Origin of the sequence: Sulfobacillus harzensis, from assembly GCF_012933365.1 — a bacterium.
Classification (GTDB): Bacteria; Bacillota; Sulfobacillia; order Sulfobacillales; family Sulfobacillaceae; genus Sulfobacillus_B; species Sulfobacillus_B harzensis.
The window spans coordinates 1-22,001 of the sequence record NZ_JABBVZ010000058.1; the positions used below are offsets into that span (position 1 = coordinate 1).

Below are 22,001 nucleotides of genomic sequence, written 5' to 3' on the forward strand. Positions count from 1 at the left end.
AGGCCCCCCATCCCCATTGCCCAAATGGTGTTCCCGTCTGGGTCATCGACACGGACCGACTTTTTCAGCAGAATCTATCTAGGATACGGAAGGACCCCTAACGGAAGATATGCCGACACCACCCCGTTGGGTTGATCAACAATTTCCGTCGTTCGAAGATCCACGACCACGGAGGACAAAACATCGGCATGACCGGATCCCTGGCCATGTTCAGGCATTTTTAGCGGCTTGCCTTAAGTCAGGCCCGACACCCATCGTGGGGCAATACCCAGGTCGATTTATCAGACAACCTGGCCCGAATTGGATACAGTCTGCTGGCTCGCCACCGAAAACTTGCACAGGGAACGCGCGAGGATGGTCGCAAACCCCAGAATCTCCGCGCGGACATCAGTTAAAATCGCCCTGGCGTTATGTGCGAGCCTGTACTCGGGCTCTATGACTGCGGGGTCAGTGAGATTCCATTACGCGAGCGAACAACACATCTAGTTCGTCCCTGCGAGCATATCATCGGCAATGTGAGCCCTCTTAACATCGGGCATTCCCACTCGGCGTCCTAGCCAAGGGTTGGCACTCCCCCCCCCTATGACCCTGCCAACATCTCTCGGATGACGTTCCCCAGCCTCTTTACACCTTCGACGAGGTTTCTTTCACTCTCATAGCTAAAAGACACTCTGAGGGCCGACACGTCTCGTGGCGCGTGCGGATAGAAATGCCGACCCGGTAAAAAGTTAACGCCTTGGTCATAGGAACGGGCTCTCAAGCGTTCCCCATCGACAACCGCAGGATAGCTCAGCCAATGATAGTATCCGCCTTGGGAAGGCAGCCATTGACACTCTGGCGGCATCCACTCGACTAAGGCAAATTCCATGAGTGCCGCACGCCGGCGATAGGCGGCGCGCAACTGTTGAAGGTGTGCGTCATAGTTGTGAAACTGGATAACGTAGGAGACCATCCCGGTCACCAGGGGATTTCCCAGATCCTTTTTAAACCGCCCCATGAGATCCGTCAGTACCGACGAGCCGCACGCCCACCCTACTCTCAATCCTGGCGCCAGCGTTTTTGAGAAGGTCCCGAGGTACATTGTGCGGCCAAGGCTGTCAAAACTTTTGAGCAAAGGCGGCGGCTCTTCAAACCACAACTGATCATAGGCGCCATCCTCGGCGATAAATGCGTCATATTTTTCGGCCAGCGCAACGAGATCCCGGCGAAACTCTGGCGACATCACATACCCGGTGGGATTCTGAAAAGACGTTCCGACGTAGATTAGGCGCACGGGATGTCCATTGGCCTCGGTCAACCTCAACTCGCGTTCCACAGCATTCGCGTCTTCCGCCACGGTATCGAAGGTCACGATGTGATCCGTATAATTGCGGCAAACTTCGATGGCCTCCATGTACGTCGGAGCTTGGATGAGAACGGCCGATCTCTCGTCTAAAAAAATGCGGCATAGCAAATCCAGCCCCTGCAACGCGCCAGACGTTAATAGAATGTCGTCGCCGGTCCGCCAGCTGTTGCGCCGCATCATTTCTGCCTTCAACCAATCCTTAAGGTATTCGGTGGCGGGCGATCCATCGTACTGAAAAGCCACATCGCCTTCGACCTCGGAGAGACGTTTCATCGCTTGCGTTAACGCGTCCGACGGGATCGCCTCAGGGAAAGGGTACCCCTTGGCAAGGTTAATTAACCCGTCATAAGAGGGTTGCATCCATCCTCCGGGCTCTGGATATTTGAGAGATTGCCTAGCGGCTGCCGCTAAGGGAAAAGACGCCAACAAGTCAATCCTCATGGCTCATCCTTCCTGGATTCATTCTTTGTTACGGTACATCCACGACCGGTCTCTAGATTCAGTCTTTCGGTTCTCCCCTGGAGAGCTCCGCCCGCAGCCGAAAGACTGTGAACCGTGGGCATCACCGGTTGAATGGCGTTGCGGTTGGTGACTTTTTTCCCCCTAGAGGGGCTCGCCCGGCCCCGCGCCCGGCGAGGACACCCTCCGCCCTTCGCGTTTCACGCTCGACGGGCCGCTTAAGCAAATGCTTCAGGGTTTAAGCGGCTGCACGGCCAATCGGCCTTGGAGGGTGGATTGCACCAGTGTATGGCCCACAATTAAGGGGCTTGCCGGGCCAATCAACCCGAATCGCGTTGGGTCTTGGCCAACAATTTGGCCGGTCTTGGCACTCACGGCGAAAATTCTCCCTTTCATGCCCGCCACCACGAGGCGGTTGCCCACCAACACCGGATTTGCGGTAACCGGCATAGGCAGCTTGCTCTTCCACAAGAGTTGACCGTTCGCCGCCCGAAACGCCAATAGTTCCGGAAAGGCCGGACTCCCAATGTAGACGGTGCCATTAACAGCCAAGGGAATTCCCTCTTCCTCTTCCTCAAGGGTTCGGATCTTGCCATGGCCCAAATCATGGGACCATAGAATGCGGCCGTTGTTGGCATTCAGCGCATAAAGCGCATTGGAGACGGTGCTGCCTTGGCCATGCTGACTTATCGATGGAACCCCGGCAATAAAGATCCGCCCATCATTAATGGCCAGGGTGCAATCAGATAATCCCGACGCCACAGGAAGATTCCTGGACCACCTCACCGTGTGATTCGAAAGATTGATGTCCCAGACCGTTGAGCGGGTGGCGGGATAGCTGGTGTCGTAGACATTGCTGGCAAAGTAGGCCTGATTGCCCACAATCATCAAGCTGGACATGCTGTCGAAGCCGCCCAGTCGCTTTTGCCACAACAACTGGCCGGTCTTTAAGCTCACGGCGATGAAGCCGCCATCCCCGGTCATCTCATAGACCACCCCGTTTCGAATGGCTGGGGTAGCCATATCTTCGCCCCGCGTTGCATGAAACCACACTTCCCGGCCGGTGGCGGCATTGAAGGCCAAGAGCCCATTGGAACCCTGACCGCGAATCCAGCCTTGCCCCTTGTGATAGGCGCGAAACCCATTATTGCCGATGCCAATCACCACGAGCCCCTGGTCGATTAAGGGCGCCGTCATGGCCTCGTTGGGCACGCCGACCGACCATTGCACCTGGCCGCTCACCAAATTGATAGCGTAAAGCGCATCGCTATTGGTGCCGACATAGGCGATATCGCCCGAAACCGTCGGGGCTTCAACCAGCTTGGTGCCGAGATATAGGCTGTAGCCATGGGAAACCGTAAATCCAGCCGAAAACACGCTGTTGTGGGTGCCGTTGCCACGAAACTCCACCCAGGGACTAGGTACGTTGGGCGACGACGAGCTCAGGGCAAATCCCCTCAGCCTCCAGTCTCCGAGCGCTTGGCGCATCGGATGATAGGTAAGCGGAAAGCTTTGCGTACGCGTCTTAGTGCTTTGTACCCGAGGATTCCAGGAAGGCGGCCACCAGAGCGCATGATAAAATGGGCGGGGCATAGCCATTCCCACCCATAGGGGCAATAGATAGAAGATGCTAAGAGCACCCACTGCGGCAGTCCCGCCAAGAACCAAGCGGAGCGCCCGACGGTCGGCCCACGCCTTCCAGAAAAGCCAGAACCCCGCCGCCACCGCGATATCTAAGCCGACAGAGGCGGTGGTGAAGTAATAAAGAAACTTGGATCGGGGCGTCAACAGCCAAGTGCCGTAAAACGCTAAAAACCAGCCGGCTAAAAAGAGCCAAGCGCGTCGCTGAGCTGGCACTCGCCATTGCAATACCAATCCCGCGATCAGTGCCGCAATCCCCATCCACACCAAAATGGGATCGGAAAAGGCCATCAAACGAATCGTCTCGGAGCTCTTTGTGGTTAACAGCAAGGCCGTCGGCCGCGGGATCCCGAGCCACGTCCAAACGCTGGCCGTCCAGGGATGGAAAAAGCGCAACTTCCACATGTCTTTCAGCATGAGCCACTGCAATTTGAAAAAAGCCACGAATGGATTCTTCGGAAGCCAACTCTGCTGAAAGCCCGAGCCCCACGCATAAAAGTAACTGGCGTAATAAACGAGAAAGGGAACCACGGTGGTCGCCGGAATCCAGCGCCGATATTCCCGACGAAGCTTCTGGGAGGAGAACCCCAACCACGCCCAGGCTAAAAGAATAGCCTGCCCGCCAATCCATTCCGCCGCCAGCCCCAGTCCCAGAAGAATGCCGACCCCAATCCAATGCCACCCAGGATTGCTCTCGCGGCTCTCGCGATATTGGCTCACACTGACGAGTGCCCAAAGAGCGCACAGCACCAACGGCACCGCTGTCGAATCGGGCAAAGCCACCCGGCTCATGGTTAACAGCAAGCCGTCAACGCTGGCTAGCCCTGCAGCCAGAAGCGCAATGCCGTGGTGCCGAAAGAGTTGGTAGGCAATGCCAGCCGCGGCAATCGGAGCTAAAGCCCCCAGCACGACCCCTGGCAAGCGCCACACCCAAGGATGATTCCCCAAAATCATGATGCTGAGCGCAATCAGTTCTTTGGCCAGGGGTGGGTGCGAAAGAAGATTGGGGTCGATGCCGGGCACCAAATGCTTAATGGCTACCGGCGGTTTTCGTCCCAACAGCACCAACGCTGCCGGGACATAATAATATTCATCGTAAATGAGACCCGGGTACCGGCCCACCCCAATGCCACGCAAAAGAATCCCTACCAGCACAAGGGCCGTCAACGCCGCGGGATACCACCAACGAACTGATCGTGGCTCGGGATGCGCCGCCGGGCGACTCTCTAGGTATGCCATAGTTCCCCTTAAGCTTTCAGGCGGTGCGGAAGTTCGTAAACGCTAACTCAATCCCGAAATCTTGTCCCTTAAGGAATTGAATTACCGCTTGCAAATCGTCGCGGCTCTTTCCGCTCACCCGAAGGCTTGCCCCTTGAATTTGCGGCTCAACTTTGAGCCCTAGCCCCCGAATCGCCTTTTGAATTTTTTTCGCCAAATCGGTCTCGATTCCCGATTTGATTGTCACCGAAACCCGCGCCCGACTCATGCCATGGGATTCCACCGGCCCAAAATCCAAAAACTTCAAGGACACCGAGCGACGCGCCATCTTCTCGCCCAACACCGTTTTCAGCGAGTCCATGACCATACCCTCGGGAGCGTCCAAGGTAATGACGTGGTTGGCAGCGTCATAATCAATTTCAATGTCTTGTCCCCGAAAGTCATAACGGGTATTGGCTTCCCGCCGCGTCTGATCAATGGCGTTCAACACCTCTGACCAATCGGGTTCCGAGACCACGTCAAATGAACTCTCTTTTGGCACGCCTTAGTCCCCCATCCTTCGCTCATGCTCAATTTTGATACAGCGGTTTTCGACATACTGAAGGCCGCCAGCCTCAGCAATCGCTTCCGCCACCTCGTTTTGGATGCCCAGTTGCAACCATAGACACTTGGCCCCAATCCGCACCGCCGATTCCGCCACCGGCGGGGTATCCTCGGACTTCCGAAACACATCAACAATGTCTACCGGCTCGGAAATATCCTCTAAGCGGGGATACACCTTCTCGCCGAGAATGGTCTCACCGCGGGGATAAACGGGGATAATGCGATATCCATGCTGCTGCATATAGGCCGCCACCTTATAGCTTGCCCGTTCCGGTTTGGGCGATAGACCAACCACCGCGATGGTTTTGTTATTCTTTAAAATTTCCCCAATGCGATCCGTCATGGTTTCACCTCTTTTGCCTTCCCAGTATAGCGAAAGCGTATAAAGGCTGTCATCTCAATTAGCGTCCGCCCACGCCATTCGCGGTATAATGAAGAAAACGCCTCATGGAGGTGCGCCTTGGACAAAAAGGACCCAATCCCTTTTCGCGCGCGAAGACGTGAGAAACGCGCCAACCGCGCGCGGTCCAAATCGCCCACATCGTCCTATCGCCCTCAACAAAACTCTGGCGAATTCGATGACGTACGCATTTATTGGAAGAATTTTATCCGGGCCCCGCTAGGGGGGTCGGGCCGCTTTTATTGGACCGATCGCATGCTGTGGGGCAACGCCATTTTAACGGCGCTGGTTGCCATGGTTGTTGATGGCATCCGAATTGGCTTTCGTCCCTTTACCCTCATCACTGCCGGCATTGATGTCTTCTTCGTTTTCGTACTGGCCTACTATCTCCTGCCCTGGGTGATGTATTTCCTTCTCAACCGCATGAAGGTCCGGCAAGCCTCGGTGGATCAGGTGAAGCACGACGTCATCGTGCTGTCCGGCTGGGTGGCCCTTGCTGTCCTGCTGGGACTGGTGCCCTGGCTTCAGCCGTACTTATATGCCGCGGCCGGGTTATGGGTGGTTATCGCCATTTTTTGGCTTGTCCGCCGTACCCTGAAGGCTCCCTGGGTCCCCGTAGCCGCTGCCACCCTCGGCGGCTCCCTATCGGTGCTTATTGTTCAAATGTTATTAACTTCCCTCTAGTTAGCTTGCTGCCTCCGCTCCGGTTGGATAAGCTAGGGACGGAGGTGACAGTTTTGGACGCTCGCGTCATTGTTTACACCGCACCCGGATGAAGCGCCTGCCGTCAGGAAGCAGCGTGGCTGCAAGAAAAAGGCATCTCCTTCGAGCGACGAGACATAGGCGCTAACCCCGACTATGTGAATGACCTGTCCGCTTTGGGGTCCATGGGCACCCCGACCACGATTATTGAAAAAGGCGGCGACAAGCATGTCGTCATTGGCTTTAAAAAAACCGAGTTAGAAAAACTGCTGGGTACCTCGTAATATTTGCCATTAAAAAGAGCTCGGGTTGCTCCGAGCTCTTTTTTAGGACTCTTGCAGCCGTCCCGCCACCGACGACTGTTCCGTCCGCACCGCTTTCGACCGTCCATGCACCTTGGCCCGTCCAATCAGCCAGGTGCTGACCGGCGTGAGCGAGATGAGCCACACCGCAAACCCCGTTCCCGCAATCAACACCGCCACCGTTATCGCATCAGTGAGGAACGAGGGATGATAGAAATTGTGGGCCGCCAACAAATTGGTCCAGAGTTGCAACAGCATGGGATGGCCCAAATAGATGCCGAAGCTTAAGTCCGCCAGCCACTTAATCACCGGCCAGCGCCCCGGCGAGGCCCACCGGGCCGCCTCGTAGCGCACGCCAATGGCGGCCAACAGCGCAATAATCATAATCGCCCAGGGAATCATGGCGGGCTGCAGCACCGAATCCGCCTTGGTCATATTGTGCCCCAAATAGGTTTGCACAAAAAATTCCGCTTCCATCAGGGCTGCCGTGGCCGCCGACAGCCAGAGCACCGTGCCGAAATGGGTCTTCAGCCACTCGCGCACCTGCTCCCAATACAACGCGGCCACCCCCCCCACCACGAAGAAGACGGTATAGGTCCAAACCTCGTCTCCGGTGTAGCGGTTGATAAAGGTGGGATGCGGACCCACGCCATACTGATCATAGGCCATCAACGCGAGCTGAAAGATGATTGCGCCCACAACCACGGCGATAGGATGCTTCTTGGCCACCCGCATAAGGCGCAAGAACAGCGGCAGCACCAAGTAAAACTGCATGGTAATCAAAAGATAATAGAGGTGAAACCATGCACCGCCGTCAAGCAGATTCTTCCCATAGGTGATAAAGAATACGCCCACACCGGCAAACGTTCCAAAGAGTAGCATGTAGCCGGCGCTCCAAATCATATAGGGGAACAACACCAGCTTATAGCGCTTGATCCAGACCGCCTTCCATTTAAGCTGCTTGCCAAACAGCGAATAAGTGAGAACAAAGCCCGTCAACGCCATAAATGACTCACGGGTATAATGCAACAGCGACAAAATAGCGCCGGACGAAACCCAGTGCGCGCCATCGGCCATATACCAGGTGGAATGAACCGCCACGACCGAAGCAATGGTCAGCGCCCGCACAAAGTCGGCTGCTTCCACATAGCGCTTCTTTTCCGCCACTATCCGGCGCCCCCTTCGCGCACTTGCTGGCGAAGGTCCTGCCGCGCGATTTTACCGGTGCTGCCTTTAGGCAAACTTTTCACCACAAAATACTGAGCCGGGCGCTTGAAGCGGGACAACCCGCGTTCAGCCCATTCGTCCAATCCGGGAATGTCCATGGCCTCTTCGTCGCGAGCCACGACAAAGGCCACCGGCTCCTCTCCCAAAATCGGATGGGGACGCCCGACCACAGCACAGTCCGCCACCTCGGGATGCCGCAACAGCCACTCCTCAACCTCGCGCGGAAAGATCTTCTCACCGCCGCGGTTAATGATATCGCGACTGCGGCCTTCAAGAAAGAGGAAACCATCCTCGTCCAGAAATCCCAAGTCGCCAGTGGGATACCAGCCCGCGTGCATCACCCGTCTTGCCCATTGATTGGGACCCCAATTCGGGTCAAGCACGCCGGGTCCGCGAATCTCCACTGATCCCCGCTCGCCCGCCGGAACTGGCTCGCCGTCCTCGGATACGATCCGCACCTCAATGCCACACGGCAATCCGACCGACCCTGCGCGATTGCCCTCGCCGGGCAATGGGTTGGCGGCAATTTGACTCCCCGCCTCCGTCATCCCGTACGTCTCCACCACGCCAATGCCAAAGCGTGCCTCCACCCGCTCTCTGATGGCCCGCGGCAGCGGGGCCGAGGCAGAACGGATGAAACGCACCCGGTGACCGGCGCGGGGCATTTCCGGGCGTTGGCTCAGCACGGTCAAAATGGATGGCACGGCGTTAATCCACGACACCTGTTGCTCGTCAATCACCGACCAGAAGGTGGACGCGTGAAATCCATCATCCACCACCAAACTGCTCCCCGCCACCAAACTCCCTAATACAGCCACCACTAAGGCATTGATGTGAAAGAGCGGCAGTGGTGAAAATCCGCGATCTTGAGGCGTCAGGCGATGCGCCTCCACGACCTGCGATGCGGTGTGCAGCAAAGCTCGGATTCCCAAACCGACCGGCTTAGGATCTCCGGTTGACCCGGAGGTGAGCAAAATCACCCCACCGCCTCGAGTAGGACGGGACATGGATAGCGGCGACAACACCGGAGGATGAACCCCGTCAAAGAGAAAATTTGCTTGACTCTTTTCCATGGTGCGGCGGACATCAGTTTCCGGAGCGGCAGGATTTATCGGTGCGACAATCGCCTCTTTGTACAACAAAGCCAAAAACCAGAGGATAAATTCGCCGGGCTTTTGCACCATCAAGGCTACCCGATGGCCTTCATGCACGCCCCAAGCGTCCAGCAACCGCCCCCGCCGCTCCATCTCACGGGCCAATTCTTCGTAGGTCCAAGTCGACCCGCCCACCTCGGTCAAGTAAGGGCGTGGCGAGCGGCGCTCGCCGATGACATCCTGAAGGGTCTTCCACTGCTGCAACAACACGCATCCTCCCCTCGCCGACTAGAGCGCCCGTGCGGCTGGCGCCGTCTGTACCCGTTCTTCCAGCACGCGGCCTTGCGTCTCGCGCCCCAAAATAGCCACCGACAAAGCCCCAACCAATGCCACCGCGGCAATAAAGACGAAGCTGCCGCCGATGCCGCTGGAGCTCAACATCAAAGCCATAATATATGGCGCCAAGGCGCCTCCCAGCAATCGACCGACGCCCTCTGTCAGCCCTACCCCGGTTCCACGAATCGCCGTTGGGTACTGCTCGGCCGAAAAAATCTTAATGGCCGGGTCAACCGAAACCCCGAAGAACGCCAGCACCATCCCAATGCCGACAATCCCCACATCCGAGCGAACCGTCGGAAACAGGAGCGCGGCAGCAGCAGCGATGAGCGTAAAGCTAATTAGAACAGCCTTCCGACCCACCCGCTCCACAAGCCAAGCCTCAAAAAACTTGCCGGGGATTGAAGCTGCCATGATGAGTGCGGCAAACTCCAAGACCGCGGGGCCGGTCAAGTGTTCCTTAGTCAAAATCGTCGGCATGAAATTCATGATACCGTAAAAGACAAACAAGATGCTGGGAAAGGCCAGCCACAGCATCAACGTGCGGCGTGCGTACGGACGAGACCACACCACGACGAAGGGGCGTCGAGGGGTGGTGTCCACCTCCAGAGCCGCGACTTCCTCGCGTGCCTCGGGGCCCATGCGCGCCAAGACCCGGGCAGCGTCCAACTCCCGTCCGTGCGCTTTGAGCCAACGGGGCGATTCCGGCATGAACAACGCCAGCACTCCCGCATAGATAAGTCCTCCGCCGCCCAAGAAGAACAGAACCCGCCAACCCGTCGTGAGGCCCGAGGTGGCCATAATCCAACCACCCACCAAGGGAGCGGCAAAATATCCGATAGAAAGAAAGGCATCCAAAATTCCGGCCACCCGACCTCGCACCCGCTTGGGACTCAATTCCGCCAGCAACGTGTAGGGGAGCGGGAACATAGCCCCGAGCCCTAAGCCGGCCAAAAAGCGAAGCACGGCTACGGCCTGCCATCCCGGAGCAAAGCCGGTCAAAAAGGTCAGTACCGAATAAACGATTAATGAGGCGACCAAAAGACGCTTCCGCCCTAAACGGTCGGCCAGGTACCCGGAGGGCACCACGCCAATGACGATACCCACGGTCGCCGACGCGACCAGGATCCCGGTATTCGAGCCCGTCAGGTGAAAGAGCTGTTTAAACGGAAGCAATACCACGCTCATAAGCCCGATATCATAGGATTCAATGAACCATGCCAAAGCTGCCAGCAACAGCCAAAAGGCCTGTGACCGGGTAATGCCCCAAATTTTTCGCTCCACGCGCAACACCGCCCCTTTCGGGTTCTTGTGCATCGTCTGTTATGATACCAAGAACACTTAAGGACGGACTGAATGCAACCTAAAGCTTTCCTGAAGTTGGGCGAATGTTTTCCATATAGTGGAACGTTACGCCCCGAGGGCGCCCAATCCCATGCCAATCAAGGCGCCGACCAAGGCCGACAGGGAAACCAAAACCCCAAAAGATAGCGCGCTTTTAAGAAGAGGGGTGCGTGTCAACACGCCCTTCACCATCCCCAGTCCCAGAGCGGCGATAATGGACAGGGACCAGCTGACATCGCGAGCCGTGACCAAGGGAAGGGAGAACAGGTACGGCAAGATGGGAGGTGCCGATCCAATCAGCACCGAACTCCCCATCACCAGGGAGTTTTTCAACGGCGCTTCGGCGCGGTTTTGATGGATGCCGAGGTTCTCCCGCACCATGAACTTCAGCCACCGTGGCCGGGTGGCGATAATGCTTTTGGCCACCTCGTGGTTGTGCTCATCGGGAACCCCAATCTCGTCCAATAACCGTAGCACATGGTGGCGTTCGCGATGAGGATGACGATCGATGGCCTGAGCCTGCTCCTGAATCTCGCGGCGCATAAAGTCATTTTCGCTAGACGTGGCCAAAAAAGACCCCACGGCCATCGATACCACGGCCGCCCCGACGGCCGAAAGCCCGGCAATGACGATGGCGGTATGTGGTTGATGGGACAGTGCCTCGCCTGAGACCAAGCCGATGGTTGCGACCAGGCCATCATTAAAGCCGAAGATCCCCTCGCGAATCAGCCCGCTTTGACTCTTCGACTGCTTTGGCTTGCTCCCCTTCATCCTTTTATCAAGGCGCGTTCCGACCTTAGATTCTCGGCGTACCCGCGGCCCGCGGCTGTCAATTGACGACATCCCGTCACCCCCGACAAAAGTGTCCCCGGGTGAATGCCGCCTTATGAAAGGACGGGTGCCCCAATTCTAGGAAAGCGTGGCCTGAAGGTGATTGAGCGCGTCACGGTCGGATGAATGCATCGCGTAAACCGGAGCTTCATCCAGGGGCCACCAGCGCAATTCGGTGACTTCCCCGGGGTCATGAACCAGCTGATCCGAGGAGGTATCCGTCAATTGGCACCGGTAGTAAAAACGCAGGGAATGAAATGGATGGCCAAACATCGCAATAAACCCATCGGCCACATGGAGCAGCGATCCAACCGCCACGTTAAGCCCCGTCTCTTCCTGAAATTCGCGAGCCATGCCCTCTGGCAGGAGTTCAAACGGCTCTACACCGCCTCCGGGAAAGTCCCAAAGTCCCGTAAAGCGCGAACGCGCCATCAAAAGCTGCCCATTGCGCACTAAAAGGCCGTAGGCCGCCGGACGAAAGCGCACCTCTTTGGCGTCGTATGTTCCCAAGCGGCCGGACAAGTCCGGACATTGAATGGTTCCCTTGGCTACTGGTGGTTTCATTTGAAATCCTCGCAATCTTATGCCGACGTCTTCTCATATGCTACCATGGAATGCAAAGGATGGAGGTGGACGCCTTGTTGGACAATATGATTCCGATTGTCTTGACCCCATTTCATCAAGACGGATCCTTGGACAATGAAAGCATTCCCGCCCTCACCCGTTTTTATGGCCAAAATGGCGCCTCAGCCCTGATTGTGCTGGGAATTATGGGCGAGGCCCATGCGCTGTCCGACCGGGAGCGGGAGCTGGTTGTCGATCAATATGTGAGCGCTGCCGGCAATAAGATGCCGGTCGTGGCCACCATCTCCGCACCGGCCACAGAGGTGGCGGTGGAGCGGGCCCGGCGGGCACAAAATTTGGGAGCCAAGGCCCTCATGGTGGCTCCGCCCCCGGGCGTAAACAATCCCCGCTTGTTGTCTGACCATTTTGAGCGCATTGCGCTGTCCACCGATCTGCCGTGGATTTTGCAAGACGAGCCCGTGACCACCGGCGTAAAGCTTACTGCCGACTTTATTGTCCAATTGGCGGAAACCATCCCGACTCTCTCCGCCGTCAAGATTGAGGATGTACCCACTGCCTCAAAAATTGCCGCTATTCACCGCATGCGTCCGGAACTCAAATTGGATTGTTTGGAGGACTGGGAGGTCTGTACTTGCTAGAGGAGTTGGATCGGGGAGCGAGCGGATCCATGACCGGCTTCAGTTACCCGCAAATACTTACCCATGTCATCGAGCGCCATAAGGCCAATGATCGGGATGCCGCACAGGCCGAGTTTTTCCGCTATCTTCCGTTAATTCGCTACGAGGCGCAACTCGGGGTTCGCGGCATCGCCATCCGCAAGGCTCTCTTCTTTCAACGCGGGCTTATTCAGTCGCCGGCTGTTCGCGCCCCCGCCCAACCAGCCGATCCCATCATTGCCGAGGATTTGTCACGTCTGGTCCAAACTCTCGGCTTGCAGCCAGGCGCGATATAGATAGCGGGCTAAGTGTTCCACCACCGTGGATCGTCCGGCGCGCTCAACCCCTAGGGTCATTTGCATGGCGCAGCCGGGATTCACCACCAACAGGCGGTCGGGCTCATAGGCCCCCATCTCGGCCATTTTGCCCTCAAGAATGCGGTCCGCCCATTCCGGGTGCTGAATATTGTATATTCCCGCCGAACCACAACAGCGGTCTTGGCTGGGCAATGGGACGTATTCATCCCCTTCCACTTGGCGGATGAGCGCCACGGGGTTCTCGCCGGCCTTCTCCACGTTGACCAGGTGGCACGAGTTCTGCAAGGCCACCCGCTCCTGTCGTCCCACAAACCGCAACGGCTCCGGGGCATTCAAGAGCAGTTCCGACCAATCACGGACGCGGGCGCTGAAGCGCTCCGCCCGCTCCTCCCAAACCGGGTCGCCTCGAAACAGCTCACCGTATTCGGACAGCATGGCGCCGCAACCCCCCGCCGTGTTAGCGATTGGCACCTCACCCGTGATTTCATAGGCTTGAATGTTCCTTTGCGCCAGCCGACGCGCTTCGCGCGCCCGCCCCGCATGCCAAGCGATGGCCCCACAACAGGTTTGCTGCGGAGGATTCACCAGGTCATACCCGGCCGCACGCAAAAGCGCCTCGGCGGCCTGATTGGCATCCCCAAAGAGTGCCTCCTGCACGCACCCGGCGAAGAAAGCCGCGCCGGTCGTGGCGGGTTTGTTGCGCGCGTCCACCTTGACGGGCTCCGACTGATACGCAAGCATCGGTGTCAATTGCTTCAGTTTTTGCGGAAGCGGCAATGCCCCCGCCCTGCGGCCCAAGGCTGCCAAACGGCGAAGGCGTTTAGGGTGGCGAGTCAACCGCATCAAGGTCCGAGGCACAAACGTCAAGCCGCGATGGGCTGGCCGGGTTTGGTCCAATTTGGCCCGGCCCGCTTCCAGCACCAGGTGATATTGCACCCCCGAGGGACAGGCGGTTTCGCACGCACGGCATCCGAGACAATATTTGAGACTCTCTTCCAGCCCTATTTGCGCCTCGATTTCACCGTGCAGCATGCCTTCGACCATGGCGATGCGCCCGCGCGGCGAATCGAGCTCATTGCCGGTCAGTTGATAGGTTGGGCAGGCCGGCAAGCAAAAGCCGCATTTGTTGCAGTGGTTAATTTCTTGAATGGCCCGAGTGACAGCATTATCCATGGCTCGCTACCAGACCAATGCGTGGCCCGGAATGGGCCGACGAAACCGCTCGATAAAGGATGCCAACTCCGGTGGCACCTCCGCTTCCACCACGGTCGGTTCCCCCTCCTCATTAGGCGGACCTTCTTTGAGGGTGTAGCCTTCGTGGACGTCATCCACGCGGTCGATGAACAGGACCCCCTCTAGATGGTCAATCTCGTGCTGTAAAATACGGGCGTCAAAGCCTTCATACTTCCGACGAATCGACTTTCCCTGGGCGTCAAGCCCGGTGATTTCAATCATTTCCGCACGCCGAGTGGGGCAATAGAAGCCGGGCACCGAAAGGCACCCGTCGTAATCTTTGAGTTCCCCCCGCCAGCGAATAATTTTGGGATTGAAAATGACCTCGGGCTCCTCCATCTCCTGGCCCTTCCAGATGAAAGAACGCATGGGCGAGCCAATCTGCGGGGCCGCGATGCCATAGGCGGCCACTGTCTCCCAGGTATCGAAAAAGTCCTCTACCAGTTGGATTTGGGCTTCTCCGACTTGCTTCACTTTGTGGGTACGCTGGCGTAGAAACTCGCTTTTATCCGGCAACATCCAAATCCGCTGCTTCACGTTAATCAACCTTTGCTGCTGTAGTCTTCCGCTGCTTCGGGATCGGCGAGAATGCCGAGCCGACGGAAGCGGTCCTCCATATATTCTGTCGGAGTATGTTCCACTCCATTGAACCCGGGTTTGGTGTAGATATCCCAAGCATCGGGAAAGACGTCCTTGAGCATGCGTCGAATCCGTCGACCGGCTGCATCCGCGTCGGTGACCACCACCACTTGGCGGTGACGCGCCATCCAACGGAGCCGCGTCAGCCGGTCTTGCCCGGGAATACCGTACGTCATGGCGATGGGAATGTTCTCGGGCAAAAATTTGCGTAAACGCTTGGCGTCATTCTTGCCTTCCACAATCACAAAAAATCCGTCCACGCCGATCCCCCCTCATAGTGTGCAACGACGAGATGGGACCACCTCCCTGACGGCTTTTCTTCAATGCTACCACGGCCCTTCATGAAAGAGAAGAAAGAAGCAGATATGGTACCCTGTTAGAAAACGATGGGGAGGAGAATTCATGCAGGAAGTCGTCATTCATGGGCATCACGTGCCCGCCGTGGGCCAGGGAACTTGGAAGATGGGCGCCGACCCCAGCCGACATACAGCCGAAGTCGATGCCCTGCGCCACGGCATTGAACAGGGACTCACCCTCATTGACACAGCCGAAATGTATGCTGACGGCGGCGCGGAGCGGGTCGTTGGCGAAGCCATTCGGGATGTTCGGGACCAGGTTTTCGTGGTGAGCAAAGTATGGCCTACCCACATGGGCGCATCAGACTTGCTGGGGGCCCTGGAGCAGAGTCTAAAGCGGCTGAAGATTGATGCTGTCGACCTCTATTTGCTGCATTGGCCAAGCCGTCATCACCCGTTGGCAGAGAGCCTTGGCGCCTTGAAGAAAGCCCAAGATCGGGGGTTGGCCCGCCATGTGGGGGTCAGCAATTTCCCCACCCCACAGTTGAAGCAGGCCGAGTCGGTCGTGCCCGATTTGACCATTGCCGCTGACCAGGTCGAATATCACTTGGAAAATCGCCGTGCCGAGGTCGCCCTTATCCCATACGCCGCCGAACGCCAAATTGCCGTGATGGCGTACTCGCCGGTCAAGAATTTGCGGAGTCTAAGCGCCAACGATGGCCGGTTTCAAGTGTTGGATACCCTGGCCAAAAAATATGATTGTACCCCGGAAACCATCGCCTTGGCCTTTCTCATCCATCATGGATCGGTCATCGCCATTCCCAAGGCGGTGCAGAAAAGCCACATCGACGCCAACCGCCAAGCCTTGGAGCTGGTTCTCACCTCCGAAGACTTGGCCGCCATTGACCGCGCTTTCCCCCCGGCGTCAGAAGAGCTGGAATACCAAGCGCTTTAGAGCCCGTGAGCCAGCCTCGTCTCTGGGGCTGGCTTTTAAGGCGCGGTCAGCGTCCAATTTCCCCCCTGCCCGGACTACCAGGCTGGCGCATCCGATCCATAGTGAGCGGCGGCCTTGGGCCAGGTCAGCGGCCTTCCGTTCCATCGCCCGACGGGCAAGAGCGCTTCTTGATCATCGGGAAGGTCGGCCATCCAGGCTTGGGACCGATCCGGACGCTTTTCCCCCGGGTTTAGAGTCCGTTCCAGGCTCATCAGCCAAAGGGCGGTGCGGGCTAATGAGAGGCGCCGTATCGGCGTTCCGCCCACCGTCCGTTGCTCCACCACCCCCTCGAGGGCCGCGGCTGCGGCTAGGTAGCCGGTGCCGTGGTCGAGCAACTGACAGGGCAATGCCCCCGGTGCGCCAGAGCCGCCGCCCTCAATCCAGGCAATCCCGCTGGCGGCTTGCACCAGACTGTCGAAGCCTCGCCGCCGAGCCCAAGGGCCTTGATACCCCCACGCATCGAGCTCCACAATGACGAGCCCCGGAAATTGTTGACTCAGATTCCCCGCTGACAGCCCAAAACGGTCAAGGGCACCCGGTCGGTACCCCAACACCACAATATCTGCTTCGGACAATAACCGTTCAAGTATCGAACGGCCTTTAGGGGTAGCGAAATCCACCTGTGCGCTCTTCTTTCCCAGGAGGGTATCGGCCGGTAAACCAAGCGGCAAGTCCGGGCGTGTCGGGGGATCAAGCCGTAGCACCGAAGCCCCGAGCGCCGCTAGATATCGCGTACACACAGGCCCCGCAATGACGCGCGTCAGATCCAACACCCGAAGACCTTCGGCGGGCAGCGCGCCGCCCGGCCAAATCCGACTAGGCGCTGGGGCCCCGGTTGAGCGCCTAATGAGCGGTTCAGTCTGGAGGGCAGCGCCTTGCGGGTGCAGCGCCCACAATTCCGGCGTCCTGACCTGAACGGCCACCCCCCCGGCGTCAAACACGGCCGCCTCCAGGTCGTCGGCATTCCAGTCGGCGATCGCGGCCGCCACATCCTGGGGGCTCTCGCTTGCCTTCAGCACTCGCAGCAGGGCCTGACGATGCCAAGGATAATTGGCGTGGGTCCGCACCCACCCATCCTTTGTGGGCCAGAATCGAGATAGGGCGGCAAAGTCCATTCCCAACGAACGGCCTTGATAGCGAAACCACGACCCGCTACGCATAGCAGCCGCAACATGGCCTCGATCCATCTCAATTGTGGGTGTGGAGCGACCCCGAGCCTGCTCAAGAGTCGCTGCAGCCATTAAGGCAACCGCGATGGTCGCCGTGGCGGCCGCTTCGACCGGATGACGGGCGGGAAGACGGCCAGACTGACCCGTAACCTCAAAATGGGGTAAGGGTCCAATGCCAACCGCATCACGCCATAATGCCGCCGTTATCTCTTGGATCGCTTCATCGGCCATCCGTATTCCCCCCACCCCACGCGAGGTCTCCGACCTACTGGAGTTGCTGACGCAATTCCACCTTTCGCACCTTGCCGTTTGAGGTGCGCGGGAACTCATCCACGAAGAGATATTTGACTGGCCGCTTATACGACGCAATGCGAGAAGCCATGTGCTCGATCAACGCCTCTTGGGAAAGATCATGCCCCTCGCGAACCCGAATGAAAGCGACAACTATCTCCCCGTATATTGCATCCTTTTGTCCCACGACCGCCGCTTCCTGAACTCCGGGGTGCTGATACAGCGCATCTTCCACCTCGGCCGAGTACACATTTTGGCCTCCGCGGATAATCATGTCTTTTTTCCGGTCAACGACATACAGCCGGTCCCCCTCGTCCAAATAGCCCAAGTCCCCGGTATGCAGCATTCCCGCGGCCAGCGTCTCGCGGGTTGCAGCAGGGTTTTGCCAGTAGCCCGCCATGACTTGCGGTCCCCGGGCGACAATTTCGCCCACGGTATCGGCAGGAACTGGATCATCGTTGTCATCCACGATGCGTATCTCACATCCCGAGATGGCTCGACCCGTCGAGAGCGGAAAATCGTACACCTCGCCGGGCCAGGTAACCGCAATCATTCCGGTCGACTCTGTCTGACCAAACCCTTGGACCAAAAGAGCCCCGGAAAAGGTTTGGCGGACCGCCACCATCAACTCGCTAGGCATGGGTGATCCCCCATATTTGACCAGCCGTACCCGGCTTAAGTCGCGCGGCCGTTTTTTATTGGCTTCCTCATTAATATCAGCATGGAGGGCACGGCGAAAAAGGCATTGACCCCTTCCCGCTCAATCAGGTCCAACGATCGCTCCGGCGAAAAGTTATCTACCACCAAGGTCCCCCCCACCGCATGAATGGTGGGACCGAATTCTTGAAAGGAGACGTGAAAGAGCGGAGAAATCTCCAATTCGACCACTTCTGGGTCATCGAAATACCAGGCCTCAACATTTTGTTGACCCACGGCGGTCATGTTGAGATGGGTGATCATCGCACCCTTGGGCTTGCCGGTGGTCCCAGACGTGTAATAGATGGCGGCTAGCGTGTCTTCAAGAACATCGGCCCATGGTTCGGGCTTGGCCTCGAAGAGGCGGCGGTAGGCCGGGTCATCCGCCGTCCAGAAGCGCGCAATATCGGTGCCATTAATCCGCACCGCCTCATCCACCACGGGACGGAATTCCGGGTCCCCCAGCACAGCCCGCGCGCCAGAGTTCTCCAGCACGTAGGCCACTTCCGGCGCCGCCAGGCGCACATTTAACGGAACAATCACCAGGCCCCGTGTGATGAGCGCGTAGTAGGCAAGCACATAGTCTACGTGGCTTCGCATCATCACGGCCACCCGATCTCCAGTCCCGATCCCGTGATCACGCAGTCCACCCGCTAATGCGGCCACGTCCTGACCCATTTGACGATAACTCAAGCGGCGACCTGTCCCGTCTACCAACGCGGTCTTTTCGGGATCGCGTTCGACGGCGGCCTTCAACATGCGCGCCATGGTGGCGCGCCCTTCGTACTTTTCACGCAACCGAGCGAGAAAATCTTCCTGGGACTCCTTTTCACGACGTGTGTCAGACGGAAGTGTCATCTCACATCGTCTCCTTTCCTTTTACCGACTCCCCGACAAGCCAGCCTTCGGCCACAGCCTGAACGCGCCCGCCAACCTCGACGGCAACGCCCTGCTGCCCTGGACGGGCACGAAGCGACAGCGAAGAGGCGCGGCCCATTTCCACCCCTTGCTCGACCTCGGCGTTCACCTCACGACCCAGCACCTCGTAGCGTTGAAGATATCCGGCCAAGGCGCCATTGGCGCTGCCGGTCGCTGGGTCTTCGGGAATGCCCAAATCGCCCACAAACACCCGTACATGTACGTTATGGCCAGGCTGGATCGAACCCGGAGCGAATACCAGTACACTGGCGGGCCACCTTCCCAGAGCTCGATAGCGGGCGACGTCCAACCAAGCGCGACGGCATGCGTCTAGGCTCATTAACGGCACGATCAGCGCGGGAAGACCGGTTGATACCACTTCAGCGGGAAGATTGGGATTGAAATCCTCAACCTCAATCCCTAATAGAGACGCCAGCATCTTGCGATCCTCAAACACCGCCTGGAACTCCGGCGGATTTTGCTGCATCCAATAGACTCCACCGTCTTGATACACAGGAATGGGGCCGACGCCCTCTCTCAACACCAGCCGATTACCTTCGAACCCACGCATCTCTAAAAGAACGAAAGCGGTTCCGAGCGTCGGATGGCCCGCAAAGGGAATCTCCCCTCCGGGCGTGAAAATGCGCACCGAAACACTGCCATCGTCGTGGATGGGCCCGACGAAAGTCGTTTCGGAATAATTCATTTCCCGCGTGATGGCCAGCATCCGTTCATCATCGAACTGGTCCATCACGACGGCCAAGGGATTGCCCTGATAACGGGATGGGGTAAACACATCCACAATGTAAAACGGCACCCCCGTGGCTCCCAAGGACCTCATGATTCAGCCGCCAGCTTCTCCTGAATCATCTCACGGAGCTTCATCTTTTGGATCTTCCCGCCGGGCCCCAACGGCATCGCATCCAAGACTTCGACCCGCTCGGGCCACTTAAACTTGGCCACGTCACGCGCCGCCAAAAACGCGGCGAAATCTTCGACGGTGGGATGCTCGCCTGGCTGAGGCACCACAAAGGCGCACACACGCTCGCCCAACACCGGGTCTGGCATTCCCACAACCGCAATGTCGCGCACTTTAGGGTGCGGGCTCAGATGATCCTCAATCTCTTTGGGGAAGATGTTTTGGCTGCCGCGAAGAACCATATCTTTTTTGCGTCCCACCACCCGGAGATACCCGTCCTGGTCGTAGACGCCCAAATCGCCTGTATGTTGATAGCCTTCCCACGGCCCACCGTCGCCTTCCTCGTGATAGGTGGCACGGCTTTCCTCCGGGGAGTTCCAGTATCCATGATGAATATTCCAAATGAGAATCTCCCCGACCTCACCCGGCCCTAAACGCCGACCTTCGTTGTCAATCACGGGCACGTCAAACCCCTCGTAGGGAACGCCGGCCGCTTGCACCAGATGATCGCGGCTGATTCCCGAGAGAATCGGGCCCATGCAGCCCCCCACTTCCGAGGTTCCATAAACATTGAAAGAAGGCACTCCATGGCGTAACAGCTTTTCGATCACCTCGCCTGACATGGGCGCCCCCGAGTAGCTCACCAGTCTCAGGGTGCGGATCGTCTCGGCATTAAACGCTTCATGAGTCACCACGCGGGTAATTAAGGCAGGGTTCCACACCCATATCGTGACCGCTTCCTCTCGAGTCAGCTGCAGAACCGTCTTTTCATCGAATTCGGTCAGGTAAATGGAGCGTCCACCCGTATAAAGCGGGGTGTGGACTCCCCACAAGCGTCCCGATCCCCCGCTAAGAGGGCCGATTAAAAGCCGTGTGTCGTAGAGCCCATGGCCAGCGCGTTCGGCAATAGCCACCGAGTGAACGTGAAACCAATCCATGGGCGTGCGCTGGGAAATTTTCGGCACGCCCGTGGTGCCGCCGGTTGGCAACAACTCGTGCACCTCCAGCGGATCGGTTTTCAAATATCCCAGTGCGTTTTCCGGGTAGCGGGTAAAGATGGCTGGGTCAAAGTAATCGAGGAGCGATTCGCATCCCGCAGGCACCTCTTCGCCATCTTTGGGGAGCACCAAAATGCGCATGTTGGGAACCGCTTGCTTGGCCTCCAGATACCACTCGGCAAACTCTCGCCCATGCCACTCGGAAACAATCACCGCCACGGTGGGCCCCAGTTTCTTGATGACGCCCACCGTTTCGCTCTTCCCGAGGTCAACATTCAATCCTGCGTGCTTCATGCGCAGCTTGGAGGTTACGATGTCGAGGTACGCGCTTTCAATGGAGTTGGGGAGATGCGACACCATCACCGAGCCTCGCGGCACAGCGCGATCCAGCAGATGAAAAATCATGGCATTAACGTCACGATAGGCTTGCTGCCAGGTACGGCGGCGGAGACGGCCCGGTTCGACCCCATAGAATGTGTCCACAAACGCCTCGCGATCGCCGTAGAGATCGGCATTCCTCTTTAATAAGTCCCAATGCACCCAATCAAAGTGCCGGCCGCCCAATTCCCTGGAGCGCAACACCTGATCGAAGCGAAACAATGAATCGACGCTCATCCTTGTCCCTCCATCACTAAGAGTCCGGTATCGTCATAAGAACCTCGAAGCTTTCTCCGCGCACAGGACAAATTCCTGCCTGACCGCGCCTTCACGCAGGGATTCGTCAAAGTCAGGTTGACTGAAATGATAGAGCAGACGACTAACCCTTGACGACCGCAGTGGGACATTAG

At 57.8% G+C, this 22,001-nt stretch carries 21 protein-coding genes; 4 read left to right on the forward strand and 17 right to left on the reverse strand.

The window, feature by feature from the left end:
- Positions 1-580: 580 nt before the first annotated feature.
- From HIJ39_RS14710 to HIJ39_RS14725, 4 genes are all read right to left on the reverse strand, one after another.
- A complete protein-coding gene (locus tag HIJ39_RS14710; protein ID WP_169101016.1) occupies positions 581-1,705 on the reverse strand; it encodes an aminotransferase-like domain-containing protein in 1,125 nt (374 codons plus the stop codon).
- Positions 1,706-2,035: 330 nt separating this feature from the next.
- Entirely contained in the window at positions 2,036-4,684 is a 2,649-nt protein-coding gene (locus HIJ39_RS14715; RefSeq protein ID WP_169101018.1) for an outer membrane protein assembly factor BamB family protein, read from the reverse strand.
- Positions 4,685-4,700: 16 nt separating this feature from the next.
- Positions 4,701-5,204: a YajQ family cyclic di-GMP-binding protein gene (locus HIJ39_RS14720; RefSeq protein ID WP_169101020.1), complete on the reverse strand. Its 504-nt coding sequence runs from the start codon at positions 5,202-5,204 to the stop codon at positions 4,701-4,703.
- 3 nt (positions 5,205-5,207) lie between these two features.
- Positions 5,208-5,609 (reverse strand): CoA-binding protein, encoded by a 402-nt coding sequence (locus tag HIJ39_RS14725; protein ID WP_169101022.1) that lies wholly within the window; start codon positions 5,607-5,609, stop codon positions 5,208-5,210.
- Positions 5,610-5,921: 312 nt separating this feature from the next.
- Between HIJ39_RS14725 and HIJ39_RS14730 the strand changes: the two genes are divergently transcribed.
- A complete protein-coding gene (locus HIJ39_RS14730; protein ID WP_169101024.1) occupies positions 5,922-6,350 on the forward strand; it encodes a hypothetical protein in 429 nt (142 codons plus the stop codon).
- A 344-nt stretch (positions 6,351-6,694) separates the two neighbouring features.
- Here the strand turns inward: HIJ39_RS14730 and HIJ39_RS14735 are convergent, their stop codons facing one another.
- The 5 genes from HIJ39_RS14735 to HIJ39_RS14755 form a co-directional block, all read right to left on the reverse strand.
- Positions 6,695-7,837 (reverse strand): acyltransferase family protein, encoded by a 1,143-nt coding sequence (locus tag HIJ39_RS14735; protein ID WP_169101026.1) that lies wholly within the window; start codon positions 7,835-7,837, stop codon positions 6,695-6,697.
- Complete coding sequence (locus HIJ39_RS14740) at positions 7,837-9,255, reverse strand: class I adenylate-forming enzyme family protein (RefSeq protein WP_169101027.1); 1,419 nt, start codon at positions 9,253-9,255, stop codon at positions 7,837-7,839. Before HIJ39_RS14740 ends, HIJ39_RS14735 begins: the two co-directional genes overlap by 1 nt.
- A 24-nt stretch (positions 9,256-9,279) precedes the next feature.
- On the reverse strand, positions 9,280-10,611 hold the full coding sequence (locus HIJ39_RS14745) for an MFS transporter (protein WP_476718343.1): 1,332 nt from the start codon (positions 10,609-10,611) through the stop codon (positions 9,280-9,282).
- 126 nt (positions 10,612-10,737) lie between these two features.
- On the reverse strand, positions 10,738-11,514 hold the full coding sequence (locus tag HIJ39_RS14750) for a VIT1/CCC1 transporter family protein (RefSeq protein ID WP_243239726.1): 777 nt from the start codon (positions 11,512-11,514) through the stop codon (positions 10,738-10,740).
- Between the two features lie 66 nt (positions 11,515-11,580).
- Positions 11,581-12,066 (reverse strand): NUDIX domain-containing protein, encoded by a 486-nt coding sequence (locus HIJ39_RS14755; RefSeq protein WP_169101029.1) that lies wholly within the window; start codon positions 12,064-12,066, stop codon positions 11,581-11,583.
- An 86-nt stretch (positions 12,067-12,152) separates the two neighbouring features.
- On the opposite strand from HIJ39_RS14755, the gene HIJ39_RS14760 reads away from it, so the two are divergent.
- Together HIJ39_RS14760 and HIJ39_RS14765 are read left to right on the forward strand one after the other, a co-directional pair.
- Positions 12,153-12,725 (forward strand): dihydrodipicolinate synthase family protein, encoded by a 573-nt coding sequence (locus HIJ39_RS14760; protein WP_243239729.1) that lies wholly within the window; start codon positions 12,153-12,155, stop codon positions 12,723-12,725.
- Positions 12,719-13,039 carry a hypothetical protein gene (locus tag HIJ39_RS14765; RefSeq protein WP_169101031.1) on the forward strand — a complete coding sequence of 107 codons (321 nt, stop codon included), beginning with the start codon at positions 12,719-12,721 and terminating at the stop codon, positions 13,037-13,039. Before HIJ39_RS14760 ends, HIJ39_RS14765 begins: the two co-directional genes overlap by 7 nt.
- Here HIJ39_RS14765 and HIJ39_RS14770 read toward each other — a convergent pair.
- Genes HIJ39_RS14770 through HIJ39_RS14780 form a run of 3 tightly spaced genes read right to left on the reverse strand, consistent with a single transcriptional unit; the run spans position 12,995 to position 15,192 of the window.
- Positions 12,995-14,233 (reverse strand): (Fe-S)-binding protein, encoded by a 1,239-nt coding sequence (locus tag HIJ39_RS14770; protein WP_169101032.1) that lies wholly within the window; start codon positions 14,231-14,233, stop codon positions 12,995-12,997. The genes HIJ39_RS14765 and HIJ39_RS14770 overlap by 45 nt on opposite strands.
- 6 nt (positions 14,234-14,239) lie before the next feature.
- On the reverse strand, positions 14,240-14,830 hold the full coding sequence (gene def / locus HIJ39_RS14775) for a peptide deformylase (RefSeq protein WP_338055187.1): 591 nt from the start codon (positions 14,828-14,830) through the stop codon (positions 14,240-14,242).
- Between the two features lie 5 nt (positions 14,831-14,835).
- Positions 14,836-15,192, reverse strand: a complete 357-nt coding sequence (locus tag HIJ39_RS14780; RefSeq protein ID WP_169101033.1) for a toprim domain-containing protein — start codon at positions 15,190-15,192, stop codon at positions 14,836-14,838.
- Positions 15,193-15,334: 142 nt separating this feature from the next.
- On the opposite strand from HIJ39_RS14780, the gene HIJ39_RS14785 reads away from it, so the two are divergent.
- A complete protein-coding gene (locus HIJ39_RS14785; protein WP_169101034.1) occupies positions 15,335-16,183 on the forward strand; it encodes an aldo/keto reductase in 849 nt (282 codons plus the stop codon).
- Between the two features lie 74 nt (positions 16,184-16,257).
- Here HIJ39_RS14785 and HIJ39_RS14790 read toward each other — a convergent pair whose 3' ends face one another.
- Genes HIJ39_RS14790 through HIJ39_RS14810 form a run of 5 tightly spaced genes read right to left on the reverse strand, consistent with a single transcriptional unit; the run spans position 16,258 to position 21,828 of the window.
- The gene (locus tag HIJ39_RS14790) at positions 16,258-17,622 is read right to left on the reverse strand and encodes a CoA transferase (RefSeq protein ID WP_169101036.1); all 1,365 of its coding nucleotides are present in this window, start codon (positions 17,620-17,622) and stop codon (positions 16,258-16,260) included.
- Between the two features lie 34 nt (positions 17,623-17,656).
- Positions 17,657-18,322, reverse strand: coding sequence for a class I adenylate-forming enzyme family protein (locus HIJ39_RS24660; RefSeq protein WP_169101038.1), 666 nt, complete (start codon positions 18,320-18,322; stop codon positions 17,657-17,659).
- A 35-nt stretch (positions 18,323-18,357) separates the two neighbouring features.
- A complete protein-coding gene (locus HIJ39_RS14800; RefSeq protein ID WP_169101040.1) occupies positions 18,358-19,236 on the reverse strand; it encodes a class I adenylate-forming enzyme family protein in 879 nt (292 codons plus the stop codon).
- Position 19,237: 1 nt separating this feature from the next.
- On the reverse strand, positions 19,238-20,137 hold the full coding sequence (locus HIJ39_RS14805) for a PhzF family phenazine biosynthesis protein (protein ID WP_169101042.1): 900 nt from the start codon (positions 20,135-20,137) through the stop codon (positions 19,238-19,240).
- Positions 20,134-21,828, reverse strand: a complete 1,695-nt coding sequence (locus HIJ39_RS14810) for a class I adenylate-forming enzyme family protein (RefSeq protein WP_169101044.1) — start codon at positions 21,826-21,828, stop codon at positions 20,134-20,136. Before HIJ39_RS14810 ends, HIJ39_RS14805 begins: the two co-directional genes overlap by 4 nt.
- Between the last annotated feature and the right edge of the window lie 173 nt (positions 21,829-22,001).

Bases quoted from the DNA above. Each gene is read 5' to 3' on its own strand.
- HIJ39_RS14730 (WP_169101024.1), top strand. From the start codon at position 5,922: ATGCTGTGGGGCAACGCCATTTTAACGGCGCTGGTTGCCATGGTTGTT.
- HIJ39_RS14760 (WP_243239729.1), top strand. From the start codon at position 12,153: ATGATTCCGATTGTCTTGACCCCATTTCATCAAGACGGATCCTTGGAC.
- HIJ39_RS14770 (WP_169101032.1), bottom strand. From the start codon at position 14,233: ATGGATAATGCTGTCACTCGGGCCATTCAAGAAATTAACCACTGCAAC.
- HIJ39_RS14800 (WP_169101040.1), bottom strand. From the start codon at position 19,236: ATGACACTTCCGTCTGACACACGTCGTGAAAAGGAGTCCCAGGAAGAT.
- HIJ39_RS14750 (WP_243239726.1), bottom strand. From the start codon at position 11,514: ATGTCGTCAATTGACAGCCGCGGGCCGCGGGTACGCCGAGAATCTAAG.
- HIJ39_RS14785 (WP_169101034.1), top strand. From the start codon at position 15,335: ATGCAGGAAGTCGTCATTCATGGGCATCACGTGCCCGCCGTGGGCCAG.
- HIJ39_RS14725 (WP_169101022.1), bottom strand. From the start codon at position 5,609: ATGACGGATCGCATTGGGGAAATTTTAAAGAATAACAAAACCATCGCG.
- HIJ39_RS14805 (WP_169101042.1), bottom strand. From the start codon at position 20,137: ATGAGGTCCTTGGGAGCCACGGGGGTGCCGTTTTACATTGTGGATGTG.
- HIJ39_RS14810 (WP_169101044.1), bottom strand. From the start codon at position 21,828: ATGAGCGTCGATTCATTGTTTCGCTTCGATCAGGTGTTGCGCTCCAGG.
- HIJ39_RS14710 (WP_169101016.1), bottom strand. From the start codon at position 1,705: ATGCAACCCTCTTATGACGGGTTAATTAACCTTGCCAAGGGGTACCCT.
- HIJ39_RS14790 (WP_169101036.1), bottom strand. From the start codon at position 17,622: ATGGCCGATGAAGCGATCCAAGAGATAACGGCGGCATTATGGCGTGAT.
- HIJ39_RS14755 (WP_169101029.1), bottom strand. From the start codon at position 12,066: ATGAAACCACCAGTAGCCAAGGGAACCATTCAATGTCCGGACTTGTCC.
- HIJ39_RS24660 (WP_169101038.1), bottom strand. From the start codon at position 18,322: ATGCCTAGCGAGTTGATGGTGGCGGTCCGCCAAACCTTTTCCGGGGCT.
- HIJ39_RS14715 (WP_169101018.1), bottom strand. From the start codon at position 4,684: ATGGCATACCTAGAGAGTCGCCCGGCGGCGCATCCCGAGCCACGATCA.